This window comes from Paraburkholderia caballeronis (genome assembly GCF_900104845.1).
Taxonomy (GTDB): domain Bacteria; phylum Pseudomonadota; class Gammaproteobacteria; order Burkholderiales; family Burkholderiaceae; genus Paraburkholderia; species Paraburkholderia caballeronis.
Window position 1 is genome coordinate 2096608 of record NZ_FNSR01000002.1, and the last position, 17793, is coordinate 2114400.

The 17793-nt window shown below is 65.4% G+C and carries 17 protein-coding genes; 5 read left to right on the top strand and 12 right to left on the bottom strand.

Translation table 11 applies throughout. From position 1 onward, the window contains the following. The first annotated feature begins 105 nt into the window (after positions 1-105). Complete coding sequence (locus BLV92_RS32965; RefSeq protein WP_090550641.1) at positions 106-870, top strand: response regulator transcription factor; 765 nt, start codon at positions 106-108, stop codon at positions 868-870. Between the two features lie 42 nt (positions 871-912). Here BLV92_RS32965 and BLV92_RS25850 read toward each other — a convergent pair whose 3' ends face one another. The 3 genes from BLV92_RS25850 to BLV92_RS25860 all read right to left on the bottom strand — a co-directional run bounded on the left by BLV92_RS25850 (position 913) and on the right by BLV92_RS25860 (position 4193). Continuing rightward, the gene (locus BLV92_RS25850; protein WP_090550642.1) at positions 913-1107 is read right to left on the bottom strand and encodes a hypothetical protein; all 195 of its coding nucleotides are present in this window, start codon (positions 1105-1107) and stop codon (positions 913-915) included. A 26-nt stretch (positions 1108-1133) separates the two neighbouring features. Further along, a complete protein-coding gene (locus tag BLV92_RS25855) occupies positions 1134-2828 on the bottom strand; it encodes an FAD-dependent oxidoreductase (protein WP_090550645.1) in 1695 nt (564 codons plus the stop codon). Positions 2829-3386: 558 nt separating this feature from the next. Next, positions 3387-4193 (bottom strand): helix-turn-helix transcriptional regulator, encoded by an 807-nt coding sequence (locus tag BLV92_RS25860; protein ID WP_090550647.1) that lies wholly within the window; start codon positions 4191-4193, stop codon positions 3387-3389. Positions 4194-4585: 392 nt separating this feature from the next. Between BLV92_RS25860 and BLV92_RS25865 the strand changes: the two genes are divergently transcribed. Then, positions 4586-5608 carry a VTT domain-containing protein gene (locus BLV92_RS25865; protein ID WP_090550650.1) on the top strand — a complete coding sequence of 341 codons (1023 nt, stop codon included), beginning with the start codon at positions 4586-4588 and terminating at the stop codon, positions 5606-5608. 545 nt (positions 5609-6153) lie between these two features. On the opposite strand, the gene BLV92_RS25870 is transcribed toward BLV92_RS25865, so the two are convergent. Next, positions 6154-7581 (bottom strand): DHA2 family efflux MFS transporter permease subunit, encoded by a 1428-nt coding sequence (locus BLV92_RS25870; RefSeq protein WP_090551467.1) that lies wholly within the window; start codon positions 7579-7581, stop codon positions 6154-6156. Continuing rightward, positions 7578-7856, bottom strand: coding sequence for a hypothetical protein (locus tag BLV92_RS31805; RefSeq protein ID WP_134045273.1), 279 nt, complete (start codon positions 7854-7856; stop codon positions 7578-7580). The genes BLV92_RS25870 and BLV92_RS31805 overlap by 4 nt, the downstream gene beginning before the upstream one ends. Before the next feature lies 1 nt (position 7857). Here BLV92_RS31805 and BLV92_RS25875 point away from each other — a divergent pair, with 1 nt between their 5' ends. Then, positions 7858-8883, top strand: a complete 1026-nt coding sequence (locus BLV92_RS25875) for an aldo/keto reductase (protein WP_090551469.1) — start codon at positions 7858-7860, stop codon at positions 8881-8883. A 40-nt stretch (positions 8884-8923) separates the two neighbouring features. On the opposite strand, the gene BLV92_RS32230 is transcribed toward BLV92_RS25875, so the two are convergent. Together BLV92_RS32230 and BLV92_RS25880 are read right to left on the bottom strand one after the other, a co-directional pair. Beyond that, complete coding sequence (locus tag BLV92_RS32230; RefSeq protein WP_166676948.1) at positions 8924-9100, bottom strand: hypothetical protein; 177 nt, start codon at positions 9098-9100, stop codon at positions 8924-8926. A gap of 456 nt (positions 9101-9556) precedes the next feature. Next, positions 9557-10288 carry a carbonic anhydrase gene (locus tag BLV92_RS25880; protein ID WP_090550652.1) on the bottom strand — a complete coding sequence of 244 codons (732 nt, stop codon included), beginning with the start codon at positions 10286-10288 and terminating at the stop codon, positions 9557-9559. A gap of 224 nt (positions 10289-10512) precedes the next feature. On the opposite strand from BLV92_RS25880, the gene BLV92_RS25885 reads away from it, so the two are divergent. Then, positions 10513-11466 carry a TauD/TfdA dioxygenase family protein gene (locus BLV92_RS25885; protein WP_090550655.1) on the top strand — a complete coding sequence of 318 codons (954 nt, stop codon included), beginning with the start codon at positions 10513-10515 and terminating at the stop codon, positions 11464-11466. Positions 11467-11496: 30 nt separating this feature from the next. Continuing rightward, positions 11497-12522 (top strand): sulfonate ABC transporter substrate-binding protein, encoded by a 1026-nt coding sequence (locus BLV92_RS25890; RefSeq protein WP_090550658.1) that lies wholly within the window; start codon positions 11497-11499, stop codon positions 12520-12522. Positions 12523-12665: 143 nt separating this feature from the next. On the opposite strand, the gene BLV92_RS25895 is transcribed toward BLV92_RS25890, so the two are convergent. From BLV92_RS25895 to BLV92_RS25915, 5 genes are read right to left on the bottom strand one after another with little or no spacing between them, the layout of a single operon-like run. Next, positions 12666-14045: an LLM class flavin-dependent oxidoreductase gene (locus BLV92_RS25895; protein ID WP_090550659.1), complete on the bottom strand. Its 1380-nt coding sequence runs from the start codon at positions 14043-14045 to the stop codon at positions 12666-12668. 49 nt (positions 14046-14094) lie between these two features. Next, a complete protein-coding gene (locus tag BLV92_RS25900; RefSeq protein ID WP_090550663.1) occupies positions 14095-14934 on the bottom strand; it encodes an ABC transporter ATP-binding protein in 840 nt (279 codons plus the stop codon). Between the two features lie 34 nt (positions 14935-14968). Next, on the bottom strand, positions 14969-15805 hold the full coding sequence (locus BLV92_RS25905; protein WP_090550665.1) for an ABC transporter permease: 837 nt from the start codon (positions 15803-15805) through the stop codon (positions 14969-14971). A 23-nt stretch (positions 15806-15828) separates the two neighbouring features. Next, positions 15829-16686, bottom strand: a complete 858-nt coding sequence (locus BLV92_RS25910; protein WP_090550667.1) for an ABC transporter permease — start codon at positions 16684-16686, stop codon at positions 15829-15831. A gap of 12 nt (positions 16687-16698) precedes the next feature. Continuing rightward, on the bottom strand, positions 16699-17766 hold the full coding sequence (locus BLV92_RS25915) for an ABC transporter substrate-binding protein (protein WP_090550669.1): 1068 nt from the start codon (positions 17764-17766) through the stop codon (positions 16699-16701). Positions 17767-17793: the final 27 nt, after the last annotated feature.

Genomic DNA, 17793 nt, shown 5'->3' on the forward strand with positions numbered 1-17793 from the left:
CGTATACGCTCTAGCGGCTGCGCTTCGCGACCGCGGACCGCGCAAGGCGGTCCGGCCGGCTGATTGCGGCCGAGGCCACGTTTCCGATTCCGACAGGTGTGCCGCATGTACCTGACGAGCCGCGAACAGGCACTCGTTGCCGATATCTTCAAGGTGCTGGCCGATTCGCTACCCGAGCACGAACTGCGGCGCGAGGTGGGGCGGCGCCTGCTCGATCTGCTGAATGCCGACTATCTCGCGTCCTACGTGTGGGACGACGAACGCGAGCGGTTCGCGAATCGCGTGGCGCTCAACATGTCGGACGACAATCTGTCCGGTTACGAGCAGTACTACCAGTATCGCGATTCGCTGACCCCGCGGCTGCAACGCTATCAGACTGCCGTGCGCGTGACCGACGTGATTCCGCAGGAAGAGCTGGCGGAGTCGGAACTGTTCAACGACTTTCTGCGCCGCGACGGACTGCACTGGGGGCTGAACCTGTTCGCGTGGTTCGATGGCGAGAACATCGGCGACCTGAGGATCTGGCGCGGCGAGCATCGGGACAATTTTTCCGATCATGAACTCGCGCTGCTCGAACTGGTGCGGCCGGCGTTCACCGTAGCGCTCGCACGGGCGCGCGACGACACCGGCATCGCAAAGGCGGCCGACGAGCCGCCGCCGGAAGGACCGGGCGGCGTGTTCGGGCGGCTGACGCGGCGCGAGCGCGAGGTCGTCGAGCTGGTCGTCGAAGGACTGCTCGACAAGGAAATCGCGCAGCGCCTCGGTATTTCCTATACGACCGTGCGCACGCATCTCGACCGGTCGTTTCAGAAACTCGGCGTCAGCAACCGGTCGCGGCTCGCGCGGCTCGTGCGTTCGACCGGAGGCTGACGCCGTATCGCCGGCGGCGCGAGCGTGTGCTGCCGGTCTCCGTCACGCGTGGTCGGCGCGCGCGGTCATGCCTTCGCGTGCGTCGTCGATCAGCCGCAGCGCGGCATCCGCGTTTCCGATCCGGTCGATCGCGAGCAGCGCGAAGCGGGCCAGAAACAGCGGGCTGTTCGCTTCGCCGAGATCGGTCATCGTTCTGCACAGCCGCGTATAGACGGAGTCGAGTTCGCTGTCGGTCATGGCTTTTTCCTCATTCGGCAATCGGGTTACGCGTTCAGTGCATGGTCGAGCGCGACGACGGCCTGCGCGGCGGTCGCGTGCAGCCAGCGGCCCAGCACGTGGCCGTCCGGACGCACCAGGTAGAGTGCGCCGGGCTGTGCGCCGTACATCTCGAACACGCGACCGGTGGGGTCCCATGCGGTCCGGCGCGTCGGATCGGACGGCCGCTGGCGGCTGATCGCCGCCAGTTCGAACGGGATTCCGCAGGTCCGCGCGTGCGTTTCGAGTCCGTCGAGACCGGCGGGAACGTCGCCGTTCTCGCTGAAATACAGCGCCGTGAAGCGCGGACCGGCGAGGTCGGTGAGGTGGCCGTCGCGCACGTCGCCGCGTTCCACGATCGTCAGCGGACATTCGGGCAGCACGGCGCCCGGCGCCGGTCCGCCGTCGAATGCGTCGGATGCCGCGTTCAACGAAGATTTCGTATAGGAAATCGCGGAGGTTTGCCGCGGGTTGATCAGCGAACGCACGCCCGGATGCCTGACCGCGAGGCTCAACACGGCCGAGCGCATCAGATCGAACGCGAACGACGGCGGCGCCATGAACTCGGTGCTCTTCGTTCCGTAGCTCAGGTTTTCGTGCGCCGCGAACACCCGTTCGTCCGAGTAGCTGTCGAGCAGGCTGTCCGCGCCGATGCCTTTGATCGCGAACGCGAGCTTCCACGCGAGATTGTCCGCGTCGTCGATGCCCGAGTTCGCGCCGCGCACGCCGAAGATCGGCACGAGGTGCGCGGCGTCGCCGGCGAACAGCACGCGGCCGTGGCGATAGCGTTCGAGCGTCAGCGCATTTGCCTTGTAGATCGTGATCCACACCGGCGACCACGGCGACGTTTCGCCCATCATGTCGAGCAGGCTCTGCACGCGCGGCATCACGTTTTCGGGCTTGATCGCTTCGTCCGCGTCCTCGCCGTCGCGCAACTGATAGTCGATGCGCCACACGTCGTCCGGCTGCTTGTGCACGAGCACCGTCGAGCCGGGGTTCGACGCCGGGTCGAAATACGCGAGGCGTTCGGTCGGGCGCGGGCTGTCGAGCAGGATATCGACGATCACATAACGGCCTTCGTAGCTGGTGCCGGTCAGCTTCAGCCCGAGCGCGTCGCGGATCGTGCTGCGGCCGCCGTCCGCGGCGACGAGCCAGTCGGTCTGCGCTTCGTAGTCGCCGGGCGGCGTCGACAGCGTGAGTGTCGCGCCGTCCGCATCGGTCTTGACCGACGTGACCTTCGTGCGCCAGCGGATGTCGATCAGGTCCGCGCGCTTCTCGGCCGCGTCGAGCAGGAACTGCTCGATGTGGTACTGCGCGAGGTTCACCATCGGCGGCAGTTTCTGGTTGTCGTCCTGCGGCATCGTGAAGTGCAGCACTTCGTCGTTGCGATAGAAGCTGCGTCCGCCGGTCCACGGCAGGCCTTTCGTGAGAAAACCGTCGAGCGCGCCGAGCCGCTCGATGATTTCGAGGCTGCGCCGCGAGATGCAGATGGCGCGGCTGCCGTAGCACACCGATTCGTCCGCCTCGATTAGCACCGAGGCGATGCCGTGATTCGCGAGCCCGAGCGCGATCGCGAGGCCGACCGGGCCGCCGCCGACGATCGTCACAGCGTGACGACGCGTTTCGCGGCCGTCTGCGAGCGGCGGAATCCGCGCGTCGTAGCGTTTCGCCTCGAACGGGTACGGTTTGAATTCAACGCTCATCGTGGGTTCCTGTTCAGTGGGGCGGGCTCGTCAGAGCGCGGAAAGGGCCGCACGGTTCTGCATACGCGTGAATGCGGCTGCTGAAGGAAAAGGGATCGGGGGCATCGATGCGTCTCCTCGGTTTTTTGCTGTGCTGGCGCGGGTTCGGTGGCTTCGCTGGGGCGAAGCGCAATGGCGCCCGTTGGAGAAAGTATGGATCGATGCGTATCCGGGGCTGTCCTCAATTTGGGTACAGGGGGCGGGTTCGTGCGGGTCCCCGTGCAAGGGGGGTGGGGCGGCGTGGTGCCTGGCGATCGGGGTTTTGTCGCGACGGATATTCCGGATCGGAAAGCCGTTCGTCAGGCGGGCGACGCTTCGTTGCGCGGTGTGCCGGAGCGATGCTTTTTGTAGTCGATCGGAAACCGGCTGGAACTGGCGTCTGCTTCTTGCAGCCGGCTAACGGGATAGGCGGTTTCCGCGTAGAAGGCAGAGGGCCAGTCGGCCCGGCGAAGCACGGCGAGCCTGAATTTGCGGGAGATTTTTGGGGGCGTCAGTAATCGCGCGACTGCGGCGGTTTTCCTAACTGACGCACAACGCGAACAACTGTCGCTGACTGGAAATTCCGAGTCGTTGATAAGCACGTTTCTGGTAAGTCACGACGCTCGACGGCTTCACGCCCATCCGTTCGGCGATCTCGGCCGCTGTGTGTCCTTCGAGTACGCCGCGCAGCGCGTCCAGTTCGCGCTTCGACAGGTCGGGGCATAACCCGCGCAGCCGCGCGAGCATCATCTGCGGGATGCCCATCTGGCTCTGTCCGCGCAACGCATAGTGATGCCGCGCCGCGTGGCCGATCAGCGGTGCAAGCGTCTCGACGAATTCGATCTCGCCGGGCAGGAAGTTGCCGGCGTCGCGCACGCGATACAGGTTCACCGACAGCCAGATATCGGCGGCCGGTTGCAGCAGCAGCGACAACCGGTCCGACACGTCCGGCTGCGAGTACCACGCGTTGCGGTAGCCTTCGTGTGCGATATCCGCGCTGGTCTGCCAGTGGAGCACCAGCGACGGGTCCGGACGGTCGGCCGGCGCGGCGGTGACGATCTGCTGGTTGCCGTCGAGCACGTAGAAAAGCCGCGCATACGTATCGGCGACGTCGCGCAGGAAGCGCCCGCCGCGATGATCGGCGACCGAAACCGTGCGCGGCCGGTTGCCGAACTCGTACGCGAAGATCGTGCATTGCGACACCGACGTGGCCGGCCCGAGCGCGTGCAGCACTTCGGACGCGAGCGCGTTGGCGTCGTCGTGGCCGATCGCGCCGACGAGGCCGGTGACGCGCGACAGATCGAACTGGCCGGCGGGTTGCGGCCGGTCGAGACGCCAGTGGCGCATGATTTCTGGATAAGAAAGCGGTTGAAAAACGGCGAATTAGCAGGTTAGCACCCTTGCATTCGGGGCGTCAAAGCGTCGTCTGCGTGCGGCGGATGGGTGTTCACGGACGCTTTTCTCCCATCGGCAACCCCGTCGCTGACGCTTGTCGCGCGGACGTTTGCGTGGGAACCCGCGTTGCTCCGTTCCGGCTAGTCCGAATGCCTGCCGCGCTCGCCCCCACGGTTTGCATCAACGAACGCTCGTGCGCGCCGCCTGTTGCCGATCGGAATTCGAGATACTGGCAGCAAAGTTTCACCTATCCAGGGTACTCTCACCGATCGGGCGGCGAAGTGCGATGCTGGCCGCCGCCTCAAACTGTTTCATCGCAGGAACCCCAAAGCAGGAACCCGGACATGTGGAACCTTCCCACCGCGATTCCGCCGGACTTCGGCGCCGGCGCGGTTTTTCTCAGCGTGCTCGTCACGCAGCTCGGCGTGCCGCTGCCCGCCGCACCGGTGCTCGTGCTCGCGGGCACGATGGCCGCGATGGGGGAGGCGTCGTACGTGAACCTGCTGCTGGCGGCGGTCGGCGCGACGCTGCTCGCCGATTCGTTGTGGTTCACCGCGGGACGGCTGCGCGGCCGCCGGCTGCTGAACGGACTCGTGCGTTATTCGCTGTCGCTCGATACGACGATCCGCGTCGCGCGCAACGTGTTCGAGCGCCATGGCGCGCCGATCCTGTCGGTCGCGAAGTTCGTGCCGGGCCTCGGGCTGATCGCGGCGCCGCTGCTCGGCACGACGTCGATCGAAACGCGGATTTTCCTGTTGTGGGACGCGGTCGGCGCATCGTTGTGGGCCGGCGCATGGCTGCTCGGCGGCGCGGTCGCGCACGATCAGATTGCCTTTTTCTCACAGTTCGTGCGTGCGAACGGCGGCACGATTTTCGACGTGCTGGCGGTGGCCGGCGTGTTGTTCCTCGCGTATCGGTGGCTGCGCCGGTTGCAGTTCCGGCGCTGGCTTGCGCATCGCCGGATCACGCCGGATCAGCTCGACGAGATGCTGAAGTCGGAGGTGCCGCCGGTCGTGTTCGATGCGCGTCCGCGCAGCGTGCGCGAGAAGGAGGCGTACCGGATTCCGGGCGCGCGTCCGCTGAACCTCGATTCCGACGAGCCGCTGCCGCCGGAACTGCTCGAACGGCCGATCGTCGTCTACTGCGTCTGCCCGAACGAGGCGACCGCGAAGCGGATCGTCAACCAGTTGCGCAGCAAGCACATCTATCACGCGAAGGCGCTGAAGGGCGGGCTCGATGCGTGGGAGCGGCATGGTTATCCGGTCGAGCCGCTGTCCGCAGAGTTTCAGACGGTGCGGGTGAAGGGCCGCGATGTCGAGCCGCCGGATGAAGAGGAATTCACCGTGCGAGCGAGTTTGTCCGACTAGCGGGCGGCAGGCGGGATCGCGCGCGCGGAAGAATGCTGTATTTTCAGCGGCCTCGGCGGTGCTGCGGGGCCGTGTAGCATGAATCGCGAAAGCTGCATCACCGTGCAATGAGCAACGCGGTTGTATCGTCCGCGCTTCACGTTCATGCGAGCCTGCGCCGTGTGAAGAAACGTGGGAGCAGGCATCACGTACACGGGAGAATGTTGCGTTCCGATGATGGCCTCGACGTTGCTGCGAGGTCATGCAACGTGAATCGCGAAAGCCGAACGCCGATGCAACAGGCAACGAAGCTGCACGGGCAGCGCGCTTCACTTCATGCCCGACTCGCCAGGAGCCGATGGCGCGCGTGACTCGCGCTCCATGAAGGAATCATGGCAGAGAGAACGACGCGCACGGAACGATGTGCTGCGTTCCAGCCGCTTCGGCGGCGCTCCACTGCGGGCATCATGCAACATACTGGCATGCAGCGAAATTCACGCTGCATGCGTCACAAGAGGCGCAACGACAGTGCAGCGGACGACGAAGCTGCACCGCCTGCACTTGAATCACGCCCGCTGCCGCCGCGACCCGCCGCCGACGTTGTGCCCCGCGTCGCGCGCCATCTGCATGTATCCGCCGACCGACACCAGCGTAATGATGCCGGCGAGCAGGAACGCGAACCGGAAGTCGTCGAGCGTGAAGACATGACCGGTCGTTTCGCCGTTCAGCGTGGCCCCGACTCTCAGCGACACCGCGCCAAATGCAATGCCGAGCCCCTGGGTCATCTGCATCGCCGCGCTCCATAGCGTGCTCGCGCCGCTCATCTGCGGTTGCGGCACGTCCGCGTAGGCGAGCGTCGCGAGCGTCGAGAACTGCATCGAACGCGTGACGCCATAGACGAACACGACGATCAGCACGATCGCGAGCGGCACGTCCGGCGTCAGCAGTCCGCACGCGATCGTCGCCGCCGCTGCGATCGCGACATCGACGATCGACACCGCGCGGAATCCCCAGCGTTGCAGGATGCGCGTCGTCAGCGCCTTCATCCCGAGGTTGCCGACCGCGCTCGCGAGCAGCAGCAGCCCCGACTTGAACGCGGACAGCCCGAAACCGACCTGAAACAGCAGCGGCATCAGATACGGCACTGCGCCCATGCCGATGCGCGTGACGGAGCCGGTCACGACGGTCACCGAGAACGTCGGGATCTTCAGCGTCGATACGTCGATCAGCGGATGCGGATGCCGTTTCGCATGCGCGAACGCGACGAACCCGAGCGCCACGCCCAGCGCGACGATCGCGCCCGCGGTCCACGGATTTTCGCCCGGCTGGCTCGCGATTTCCGCGCCGTACAGCAGCGCGGTCAACGTCGCGCCGCTCAGCACGAGGCCGACGACGTCGAGCGGCTTGCGCTGTTCGCCGCGCAGGTTCGGCACGAGCGTCGCGACCGCGACGAGCACCGCGATGCCGAACGGCACGTTCAGCAGAAAGATCCAGCGCCACGACGCATAGGTGGTGATGAAGCCGCCGATCGGCGGTCCGACCACCGGCGCGGCGATCGCGGGCCATGTGATCGTCGAGATCGCCTGCATCAGCCGGCTCTTGTCGGTGCTGCGCACGACGATCAGCCGGCCGACCGGCACCATCATCGCGCCGCCGATCCCTTGCAGCAGCCGCGCGGCCGTGAACTCGGCGACGTTCTGCGACAGCCCGCACAACACCGACGCGAGCGTGAACGTGACGATCGCGCTGAAGAACACCGTCCGCGATCCGCAGCGATCCGCGACCCAGCCGCTCACCGGGATGAAGATCGCGAGCGCGAGCATGTACGCGGTCATCCCGAGGCTCAGGCTGTTCGGGCCGATGCCGAACGAGTGCGCCATCTGCGGCAGCGCGGTGGCGATCACCGTCGTGTCGAGATACTCCATGAAGAACGTCGCGGCGACGATGTACGGCAGCCAGCCGACCGACGTCGTGCGGGAAGTCGTGTTCGTCATCGCGCGTCCTTGCAGGACGCGCAGGTGAAGCCACGCGCGCGCAACGAATGCGGTGCGTGAGCGAGGAAACATCGGGTCATCGGTATATGCCTGTTGTTGGAGCGGATCGGAGCGACGCCGGCAGCGGACGCATCGGCCCGCGCGGCAAAGCCGTCAGTTTCCAACAGGAAAGCGCCGCTGTACAGCGGGTTGCCGATCGGCAACGCGGTGCAGACTTCGGGCGACGCGCGTACACTCATCGGCTGTTCGCCAACCAACTTTCCGCGGAGGATCACGATGGAATATCGATTTCTGGGCGCGTCCGGCTTCAAGGTTCCGGTACTCAGCTTCGGCACTGGAACCTTCGGCGGCAAGGGCGAATTCTTCGAGGCGTGGGGCGCGACCGATGTCGCGGAAGCGCGCCGCCTGATCGACATCTGCCTCGACGCGGGCGTGACGATGTTCGACAGCGCGGACATCTATTCAGGCGGCGCATCGGAGTCCGTTCTCGGCGAGGCGCTGAAAGGCCGCCGCGACAAGGCGCTCATCTCGACGAAAGCGACCTTTCGTTTCGACGACGGCCCGAACAGCGTCGGCTCGTCGCGGTTTCACCTGACGCGTGCGGTCGATGCCGCGCTCAAGCGTTTGCAGACCGACTACATCGACCTGTTCCAGCTGCACGGCTTCGATGCGCGGACGCCGGTCGAAGAAGTGTTGTCGACGCTCGACGACCTCGTGCGCGCCGGCAAGATCCTGTACACCGGCGTGTCGAATTTCTCGGGCTGGCACCTGATGAAGTCGCTCGCGGTCGCGGATCGCTATGGTTATCCGCGCTATGTCGCGAACCAGACGTATTACTCGCTGATCGGTCGCGACTACGAATGGGAGTTGATGCCGCTCGGCATAGACCAGGGCGTCGGCGCGGTGGTGTGGAGTCCGCTCGGCTGGGGCCGGCTGACCGGCAAGCTTCGCCGCGGCCAGCCGCTGCCGGAAACGAGCCGTCTGCACAAGACGGCCGAGCAGGGGCCGCCAGTGCCGGACGAGTATCTGTACCGCGTGGTCGATGCGCTCGACGATATCGCAAAGGAAACCGGGAAAACTATTCCGCAGATCGCGCTGAACTGGCTGCTGCAACGGCCGACGGTGTCGACCGTTTTGATCGGCGCACGCGACGAGGCCCAGTTGCGCCAGAACCTCGGCGCGGTCGGCTGGAACCTCACGGCCGAGCAGGTCGCGAAACTCGATGCGGCGAGCGCGGTGCGGCCCGTGTATCCGTACTGGCATCAGGAAGGGTTCGCGGAACGCAATCCGTCGCCGGTGTAACGTCGCGCGATCGACGCGAACGGTCGGCGCCGGCATCGGTTCAGGGCCGGCGCACCGAATGCAGGATCTCGGCGGTGCCGAGATGGATGGCGAGCGCATAAAAATCGCGCTCGGTCAGATTGGCTTCGCGCGCGGCGCTCTGCGCGCGGCGAAGGTCGGTGGGATGGAGCAGCAGCTTGACTTCGACCAGTTGCACCGGCTTTAACGCGTAATCCATGTGATCGACTCCTTGGGGCATTCGTCCTTGGTCCGTCATCCCGCCGGCCCGTAGGGGCGAGCGACAGCCGCACCGCGGTGGCGGCGCTTGTCAGGCGGGACTTCGGGCTGAATTGTTCGGGGCGTTGCGCCGACGACTAGCGCCTCATTGGCGCGACAGCGAAGGGAGGATGCGAGTGGGGTGAGACGGTACTGCGCAAGCTAAAGCTTTATCGCAACGGGCCTTCGATTCTTCTTGTTTCGGCTGCGGCGGTTCGCCACTTTTCTCGACACGGGGCGGATTCTAATCGGAAACCCGATTAGGGTAAATACCTAATCCGCAACACTTTTTGGCGATGGCTGGAGAGCCGCGCCAGTGCTTCGTTTCCGATTGGAACAGGGGTGAAAAATGGGGGGCGGCGCGGATTTTTCCCGTTTTCCGATCGGGTCCGCGCCGTATTCAGCCTCGCGACCGGCGTTATTTCGCGGTCAGCTTGCGCTGGAGCCGCGCGCGGGCTTCCGCGAGCGACTGGAAACTTCCGTGCGCCTCGTCGAGCACGGCTACCTTGCCGTGTCCGATGTCGTAGACCCAGCCCTGCAACCGCAGACGGCCTTGCGCAACGCGGGCCGCGACGGCCGGATGCGTGCTCAGGTGCGTCAGTTGCAGCCGGACGTTTTCCTCGACCAGCGCCTGCACGACCGCATCGCCTTCGAGGCCGCGCGTCTGCACGACGCTGCGCGCGGCTTCCGCATTGCGCAGCCATGCATGCACGGTCGGCATGTCGGTAGTCGCCGCGCCGCCGGACGCGAGCCCCTTCATCGCGCCGCAGTCGGTATGGCCGCACAGCACGATCTGCTGCACGTTCAGCGCGAGCACCGCGAACTCGACCACCGCGGATACGCCGCCGAGCATCTCGCCATAGGCCGGCACGATGTTGCCGATGTTGCGGCAGACGAACAGTTCGCCGGGACGCGTCTGCGTGATCATCTCCGGCGATACGCGCGAATCCGCGCAGGTGATGAACAGCGTATGCGGCGCCTGGCTGTGCGCGAGGCTCTGGAACAACTCCTTGTTGCCAGGAAAGACGTGTTGCGTAAATTCGTCCACGCCTTCCAGCAGATGCAGCAGGCCGCACCCGCACGAATCGTCGTGCCCGGCGTGCGGCTGGGGGGGATGTTTGTCCGGCGTGGAGTTTTCTCGCTTTCTCATGATCAACAGAATCGGATGACAACAGGCGGGAGTTTACGCTGACACGGCTTCGCGCGACCGGGCATTCCTGCAAAAGATAGATTTTCTGATACGAAATACGTAGCAGAAAATATTCGAAGCGATTCGTTGACCCGCTCGCTCGTCGCCACGCATGATGCATACCCGTCCGCGCGCAGATTGCCTTCGTGCATCCGCGCGCTCACGCGTGATCCGAGGAGTTTCCGATGAGCGCAGCCGTCGTCGCGGAGCCGCATCCGCATTCGATCGAGGTCGTTCCGCTGTCCGCGCACATCGGCGCCGAAATTCGCGGCGTCGATCTTGCGCGTCCGCTGTCGCCGCAGCAGATCGCCGCCATTCGCGCGGCGCTGCTGAAGTGGCGCGTCATGTTCTTTCGCGAGCAGTTCCTGTCGCATGAGCAGCACATCGCGTTTTCCGCGCAGTTCGGCGAACTGACGCCCGGGCATCCGGTGTTCGGCCACGTCGACGGTTATCCGCAGGTCTATTCGATCGCGAAGTATCGCAAGGCGACGCGCTTTGCCGGCCAGTCGCTGCTGCGTCCGTGGACCGGCTGGCATACGGACGTGACGGCCGCGGTCAATCCGCCGTATGCATCGATCCTGCGCGGCGTGACGATCCCGCCATACGGCGGCGACACGCAGTGGACGAATCTCGTGATCGCCTACGAAAAACTGTCCGCGCCGCTGCGCGCGTTCGTCGACGGGCTGCGCGGCGTGCATCGTTTCGCGGCGCCGGCCGGGACGAGCGGCACCGACGTATTCGACAAGGCTGTCGAACAACACACGCTAATCGCCGAACATCCGCTGGTGCGCGTGCATCCCGAAACCGGCGAACGCGCGCTGTACGTCAGCCCGAGTTTCCTGAAGGAAATTGTCGGCGTCAGTCCGCGCGAAAGCCAGGTGCTGCTCGAACTGCTGTGGGAGCACGTGACCCGGCCTGAATTCACGGTGCGTTTCAAATGGGAAGCGGGCAGCGTCGCGTTCTGGGACAACCGCAGCACCGCGCATCTCGCGCCGTCCGACATCTTCGACCTGGAGTTCGACCGCCAGTTGTACCGGACGACGCTGGTCGGCGACGTGCCGGTCGGTCCGGACGGACGCGCGTCGATCGCGCTGCAGGGTTCGCCGGTGGGCGCGGCGGCGGCAGTCGCGTTGAATTGATTTGATTGACCATTTGCAGGCAGGGACACGATGTCGAAATACACGCAGGACGACCACACAGCAAACGGCACGCGCCGCGCGCTGCTGAAAGCCGCGGCCGGGGCCGCGACGTTTGCCGCGGTGCGCGGCGCAACCGGAGTCGGCGCGGCGGCCGGGCTTGCCGCGGCCAGCGGCGCTGCTCAGGCGCAGGGCAGCAAGACGCTGCGAATCGGCTTCCAGAAATACGGCAATTTCGTCGTTCTGAAGGCGCGAGGCACGCTCGAAAAGCGGCTCGCGCCGCTCGGCATCGGCGTGCAGTGGCTCGAATTTCCGGGCGGACCGCAACTGCTCGAAGGGCTGAACGCGGGCGCGGTCGACGTCGGCACGGTCGGCGAAACGCCGCCGATTTTCGCGCAGGCGGGCGGCGTCGATTTCGTGTATGTCGGCAGCGAGCCGCCGGCGCCGCAGGGCGAGGCGATCGTCGTTGCGCAAAATTCTCCGATCCGCACGCCGGCGGATCTGCGCGGCAAGCGCGTCGCGCTGAACAAGGGGTCGAACGTTCACTATCTGCTTGTGAAGGTGCTGCAGAAGGCGAACCTCAAGTACACCGACATTCAGCCCGTCTATCTCGCGCCCGCCGATGCGCGCGCGGCGTTCACGAGCGGCAGCGTCGATGCGTGGGTGATCTGGGATCCGTATCTGGCCGCGATCGAGCGCCAGGCGAATGCGCGTTCGATTGCGAACGGCGACGGGCTCGTGCGGAACACGCAGTACTATCTCGCGACCCGCAAGTTCGCGAACGCACAGCCGCAGGTCGTGCATGCGCTGCTCGACGAGATCGGCAAGATCGACGACTGGGCGCGCGACAACGTGCCGGCCGTGGCCGCACAGCTGTCGCCGCTCGTCGGGCTCGACGCGGGGACGCTTGAAGTCGCGTTGAAACGTTCCAGCTACGGCGTGCAGCCGATCGATGCCGCGACGCTTGCGTATCAGCAGCAGATCGCGGATACGTTTACGGAACTGAAGCTGATCCCGAAGAAGCTGGTCGTCGCCGACGCGCGCTGGCCGGCGGTTTGACGATCGGGTAGTTCGATACGACGATCGGAATCACGCGACCTGCCGGCGCATCGAGTGCCGGCGGGTCGTTTCGTATCGGCAATTAAATTTCCGTTGTGCCGCTTTGCAGTCGGCACAGGTCGGGTTCGCGAACGAGCAAAGCGTCAGCCGGCGAGCGCCGCCGCAGCGACGTGGTTTGATTGCGCGTAGCGGTTGACGGGGCGCGGCAATCCGAGATTCTCGCGCAGCGTGCGGCCTTCGTATTCGGTGCGGAACAGTCCGCGCCGCTGAAGCTCCGGCACGACGAGCGTCGCGAATTCGGCGAGCCCGCCGGGCAGCCACGGCGACATGATGTTGAAACCGTCCGCGCCTTCTTCCTCGAACCATTGCTGCAACTGGTCCGCGATCGACTGCGGCGTGCCGACGACCTGCTGGTGTCCGCGCGCGCCGGCAATGCGCAGATACAGATCGCGAATCGTCAGGTTCTCGCGCCGCGCGAGATCGAACAGCAGCCGCTGGCGGCTCTTGCCGCCGTTGGTCTCCGGCAGTTCCGGCACCGGCCCGTCGACCGGATACTGCGATAGATCCACGTCGCCGCCGATCATCTTCGACAGCAGCGACACGCCGACGGTCGGCTGAATCAGCGATTGCAACGCGTCGAATTTTTCCTCGGCTTCCGCCTGGGTGCGGCCGACCACCGGGAAGATGCCCGGCATGATCTTCAGATGGTCCGGGTGGCGGCCGTAACGCGCGACACGCGCCTTCAGGTCGCGATAGAACGACTGCGCTTCCGCGAACGTCTGGTGCGCTACGAAGATCACCTCGGCCGTTTGCGCGGCGAGTTCACGGCCTGTTTCCGATGCGCCCGCCTGCACGACGACGGGCCATCCCTGCGGCGAACGCGCGACGTTCAACGGGCCGCGCACGCGAAAGTGCTTGCCATGGTGGTTCAGCACATGCAGCTTGTCCGCGTCGAAATAGACGCCGCTCGCCTTGTCGCGGACGAATGCATCGTCATCCCAACTGTCCCATAACCCTGCGACGACGTCGTAGAACTCGCGCGCGCGTTCGTAGCGCACTTCGTGGTCGAGATGCTTCTCGAAGTTGAAGTTGTGCGCTTCCGACTCGGTGTTCGACGTGACGAGATTCCATCCGGCGCGCCCGCCGCTCAGATGGTCGAGCGACGCGAACTTGCGCGCGAGGTTATACGGCTCGTTGAAGGTCGTCGATACCGTTGCGATCAGGCCGATCTGTTTCGTCACGACCGATAGCGCGGACAGCAGCGTGAGCGGCTCGAAGTGATCGGCGCGCGCGGTGCGCGACAGCGATGCGAGGTTGTCGTCGCGCACGCTGACGCTGTCCGCGAAAAAGATCGTGTCGAATTTCGCGCGTTCGGCGATCTGCGCGAGTTCAGCGTAATGCGCGAAGTCGAGGCCGCCGCTCGCGAGGGCGTCCGGGTGCCGCCATGCGGCGATGTGGTGTCCCGTTTCCATCAGGAACGCACCGAGCTTGATCTGGCGTTTTTGTTTGTTGTTGTCGCTCATCGGAAACTCCGTGAAAGTGCGGGGTGGATGCGCATTTAATCGATGCCCGTCATGCGGTGCGTGCAGTGGGCGCTGGCGTTTCATTGCGACGCTCGATGTTCGCGCGCGTATCGTCGTGCGTCGCATCGTGTTCGCCGACAAACTCGGCCAGCACTTCGTCGCGCAGTTGCACGAAGCGCGGATCGCTTCGATCGCGTGGCCGGGGCAGCGCGACATCGACGATGCGCCGGATGCGACCGGGACGCGGCGCCATCGTGACGACGCGCTCGCCGAGATAGATCGCCTCTTCGACGTCGTGCGTGACGAGAATCATCGTGATGCGTTCGCGTTCCCAGATGCGCTGAAGCTCGTTTTGCAGGCGGCTGCGCGTCAGCGCGTCGAGCGCGCCGAACGGTTCGTCGAGCAGCAGCACACGCGGACGGTTCACGAGTCCGCGCGCGATCGCGACCCGCTGCGCCATGCCGCCGGACAGTTGATGCGGGTACGCGTTTTCGAAGCCTTCGAGGCCGACGAGCGCGATATGCGCGGCTACCGCGTCGCGCTTCTCGCGCTCGGACAGCGGCGCGTTGCGCAGCGCGGCGAGAATGTTTTGCGACGCGGTGAGCCACGGAAACAGCCGATGGTCCTGAAACACGATCCCGCGTTCGAGCGACGTGTCGTGCACGCGTTCGCCGCGCATCATGATCGCGCCGCTGTAGCCGGCATCGAGCCCGGCGATCAGCCGCAGCAGCGTGGACTTGCCGCAGCCGCTCGCGCCGAGCACGCTGACGAATTCGCCGGGGCGAACGCGCAGTGTGACGTCGTCGAGCACGACGAGCGCGGAGTCGCCGGCGCCGTAGCGTTTGCTGACGTGCAGAATATCGAGTCCTTCGGATAGTGGCGCGTTCATCTGGGTTCCTGAATGAAGCGGGTTCGAAGTGGATTCAAACGGTGATCGCGGGGCGACGCGAGAAGATCGCGCGTTCGACGGCGCGTGCGAGCGCATTCAGCGCCCAGCCGGTCGCGCCGACGACGATGATCCCGAACAGCACGAGGTCCATCCGGAACTGCTCGCTGCCGTCGATCAGCGTGTTGCCGATGCCGCTGCCGGCGACCAGCAGATATTCCGCGCCGAGCGTCGCGAGCCAGGAATAGATCAGCGCGAGATAGAGGCCGGTGAAGATCGACGGCAGCGCGGCGGGCAGGATCACGTAACGGATCAGTTGCAGCCGCGAATAGCGCAGCGCGCGGGCGACCTCGATGTATTTGCGCGGCACCGCGTGGATGCCGTCGCACGTGTGCGCGGCGACCGGCAGCAACGCGGCGAGCGACAGGAACACGACTTTCGCGACGTCGCCCAGGCCGAACCAGACCGAGATCAGCGGAATCCACGCGAATAGCGAAATTTGCTTGAACGTGTCGAAGCTCGGACCGACGATGCGCGCGGCGAGCCGCGAAAAACCGAGTACGCAGCCGAGCAGCAGTCCGGCGGCGGTGCCGATCGCAAAGCCGCTCGCTTCGCGTGCGAGCGATGCGGACAGCGCGCGTAATAGCGCGCCGCTTTTTATCTGGTCCCATGCGGTATGCAGCACGTCCGCCGGGCTGACGAGCAGGCCGCTCTTCACGACGTGGGCGGCGCTGATCGCGGCCCAGATCGCGATGGCGACGGCCGGCAGCGCCGCGCCGCGCAGGTCGATATGCCGAAAGGAAACTTTCCGCTTCGGCGTTTCGCATTCGCACGCGGGCGGCGTTGGCGTGCCGAGGTCTTTCGTGGCGCTCATGCTGGCTACTCCGTGGCTTGATGTCACTCGCGAAACGCGGACGGCATGCCGCGACGCAGGCGTTTTTCGAGCGCGTCGAGCAGCCGGTTGATCGCGAACCCGATCGCCCCGACGACGACGACCGACGCCATCACAAGGTCGAGCTGAAACAACTGGCGGCCGTAGACGATCAGATAACCGAGCCCTTCGGACGACGCGACCAGTTCGACGACCACGAGCGCGAGCCACGCCTTCGTGAATGCCAGCCGCACGCCGGTGGCGAGCGTCGGCACCGCGGACGGCAGCACGACCCGCACGATCCGCTGCCAGCGGTTGTAGCCGAACACGCGCGCAACTTCGTCCAGCGTGGCCGGCGTCTGCCGGAAACCTTGCAGCGTGCTGAGCGTGACCGGCACGAGCGCCGCGTGTCCGATCAGCAAATATTTGAGCGGCTCGCCGACGCCGACGAGCAGCAGCAGGAACGGCAGCCAGCCCAGCACCGGAATCTGCACGATCGCGTTGAAGCTCGGCAGCACGTAGGCTTCGAGCGTGCGTGACAGGCCGAGTGCCGCGCCGATCGCGAAGCCGAGCAGCGAGCCGCCGGCGAAACCGAGCAGCACGCGTTGCAGGCTGATCAGCGTGTTGCGTGCGAGGTCTCCGCTCGTCGCGAGTTCGACGAACGTGTCGTAGACGCGCTGCGGCGGCGGAAGGATCTGCGGCGCGATCCAGCCCCGTTCGCAGCCGATGCTCCACAGCGCATACAGCACGGCCGGCAGCAGCCACGGCGCGAGATGCCACCCGAGTGCGCGAAGTTTCCGATACGAACGGGGATGCGCGTCGGCGGCAAGCTTCAGTTCGCCATCGATCGCATCGGCCGGAATCGTGATCACGGTGTCGGCCATGAGAAGCTCCGTTTAGCTGAGCGGCTTGCCTGCCGCGTCGTAGCGCATCCAGTAGCGTTCCAGCTTCTGATCGCGCAGCGCATTGTTCAGGTAGCGCGGATCGAACCACGAATCGACGTCGACCGGCTGGCGGATCAGCTTCAGTTTCAGCGCGTCCTGTGCGACGGCCTTGTAGCGGGCAACGATGAACGGATCGATCAGCGGCGAGTTGCGATCCTTCAAGGTCTGGTTCGCGAATTCGGCCTGCCACGACGCATAACCGACGCCGCTTTTCGCCCACAGCTTGAACAGCGCGTCGCGGTTCGCTTCGTCGGACGACCATTGCGAACCCTTCACGAACACGTTGACGACGCGCTGCACGATGTCCGGGTGCGCTTTTTCGAAATCGTCGAGCACGAGCAGATGCGATTGACGCGTGAATTGCGGCCCGTCGTTCTGCGATTCGTAGACGATCCGCGCCAGCCCCTGGTCGCGCAGCCGGTACAGGTGATAGTCGTTGATCGACGCGTCGATGCCCTTCGATGCGAGCGCCGCCAGCGAACTCGCGACGTCGAGATTGATCACGCGGAGATCGCGTTCGTCGAGGCTGTTCGCGGCGAGCGCGTTGTCCGCGACGAGTTGCAGGTTCGTGCCGCGGAAGATCGAGACGCGACGTCCTTTCAGGTCCTTGATCGAATGCACGTCGGAATCCGGCGGCACCGCGATCTTCACGCCTGCGCGCACGCCGGATTCGAGAAGGATGTGCGTTTTCAGGCCGTTTGCACGCGCGAGAACTGCCGGGAGATCGCCCTGGAACGCGAAGTCGAGCGACTTGTCCGCGATCGCTTCGTTGACCGCCGGACCGGCGCCCTTGAAGAACAGCCATTCCACCTTGATGCCGTCGGCGGCGAACTCTTTTTCGAGCGTCTGCTGGATCTGCACAGTGGCGGCCGGCGATCCGCCGAACGTCGGTGGATCGCCCGTGCCTTGCTGCGCGACGCCGATGCGGATCACCTCGGGCTTGTCGGCAAGCGCATGGGTTGCCGCAAACGCCAATGCGGCGGAGACGAACAAAGACTTCAGGACGCGAAAAGGACGCATGGATTCGATCTGATGTTGACGATGCGA

Bases quoted from the DNA above. Each gene is read 5' to 3' on its own strand.
- BLV92_RS32965 (WP_090550641.1), top strand. From the start codon at position 106: ATGTACCTGACGAGCCGCGAACAGGCACTCGTTGCCGATATCTTCAAG.
- BLV92_RS25855 (WP_090550645.1), bottom strand. From the start codon at position 2,828: ATGAGCGTTGAATTCAAACCGTACCCGTTCGAGGCGAAACGCTACGAC.
- BLV92_RS25850 (WP_090550642.1), bottom strand. From the start codon at position 1,107: ATGACCGACAGCGAACTCGACTCCGTCTATACGCGGCTGTGCAGAACG.
- BLV92_RS25895 (WP_090550659.1), bottom strand. From the start codon at position 14,045: ATGAGCGACAACAACAAACAAAAACGCCAGATCAAGCTCGGTGCGTTC.
- BLV92_RS25905 (WP_090550665.1), bottom strand. From the start codon at position 15,805: ATGAGCGCCACGAAAGACCTCGGCACGCCAACGCCGCCCGCGTGCGAA.
- BLV92_RS25875 (WP_090551469.1), top strand. From the start codon at position 7,858: ATGGAATATCGATTTCTGGGCGCGTCCGGCTTCAAGGTTCCGGTACTC.
- BLV92_RS25890 (WP_090550658.1), top strand. From the start codon at position 11,497: ATGTCGAAATACACGCAGGACGACCACACAGCAAACGGCACGCGCCGC.
- BLV92_RS25865 (WP_090550650.1), top strand. From the start codon at position 4,586: ATGTGGAACCTTCCCACCGCGATTCCGCCGGACTTCGGCGCCGGCGCG.
- BLV92_RS25900 (WP_090550663.1), bottom strand. From the start codon at position 14,934: ATGAACGCGCCACTATCCGAAGGACTCGATATTCTGCACGTCAGCAAA.
- BLV92_RS25870 (WP_090551467.1), bottom strand. From the start codon at position 7,581: ATGACGAACACGACTTCCCGCACGACGTCGGTCGGCTGGCTGCCGTAC.
- BLV92_RS25880 (WP_090550652.1), bottom strand. From the start codon at position 10,288: ATGAGAAAGCGAGAAAACTCCACGCCGGACAAACATCCCCCCCAGCCG.
- BLV92_RS25910 (WP_090550667.1), bottom strand. From the start codon at position 16,686: ATGGCCGACACCGTGATCACGATTCCGGCCGATGCGATCGATGGCGAA.
- BLV92_RS32230 (WP_166676948.1), bottom strand. From the start codon at position 9,100: ATGGATTACGCGTTAAAGCCGGTGCAACTGGTCGAAGTCAAGCTGCTG.
- BLV92_RS25885 (WP_090550655.1), top strand. From the start codon at position 10,513: ATGAGCGCAGCCGTCGTCGCGGAGCCGCATCCGCATTCGATCGAGGTC.
- BLV92_RS25860 (WP_090550647.1), bottom strand. From the start codon at position 4,193: ATGCGCCACTGGCGTCTCGACCGGCCGCAACCCGCCGGCCAGTTCGAT.
- BLV92_RS25915 (WP_090550669.1), bottom strand. From the start codon at position 17,766: ATGCGTCCTTTTCGCGTCCTGAAGTCTTTGTTCGTCTCCGCCGCATTG.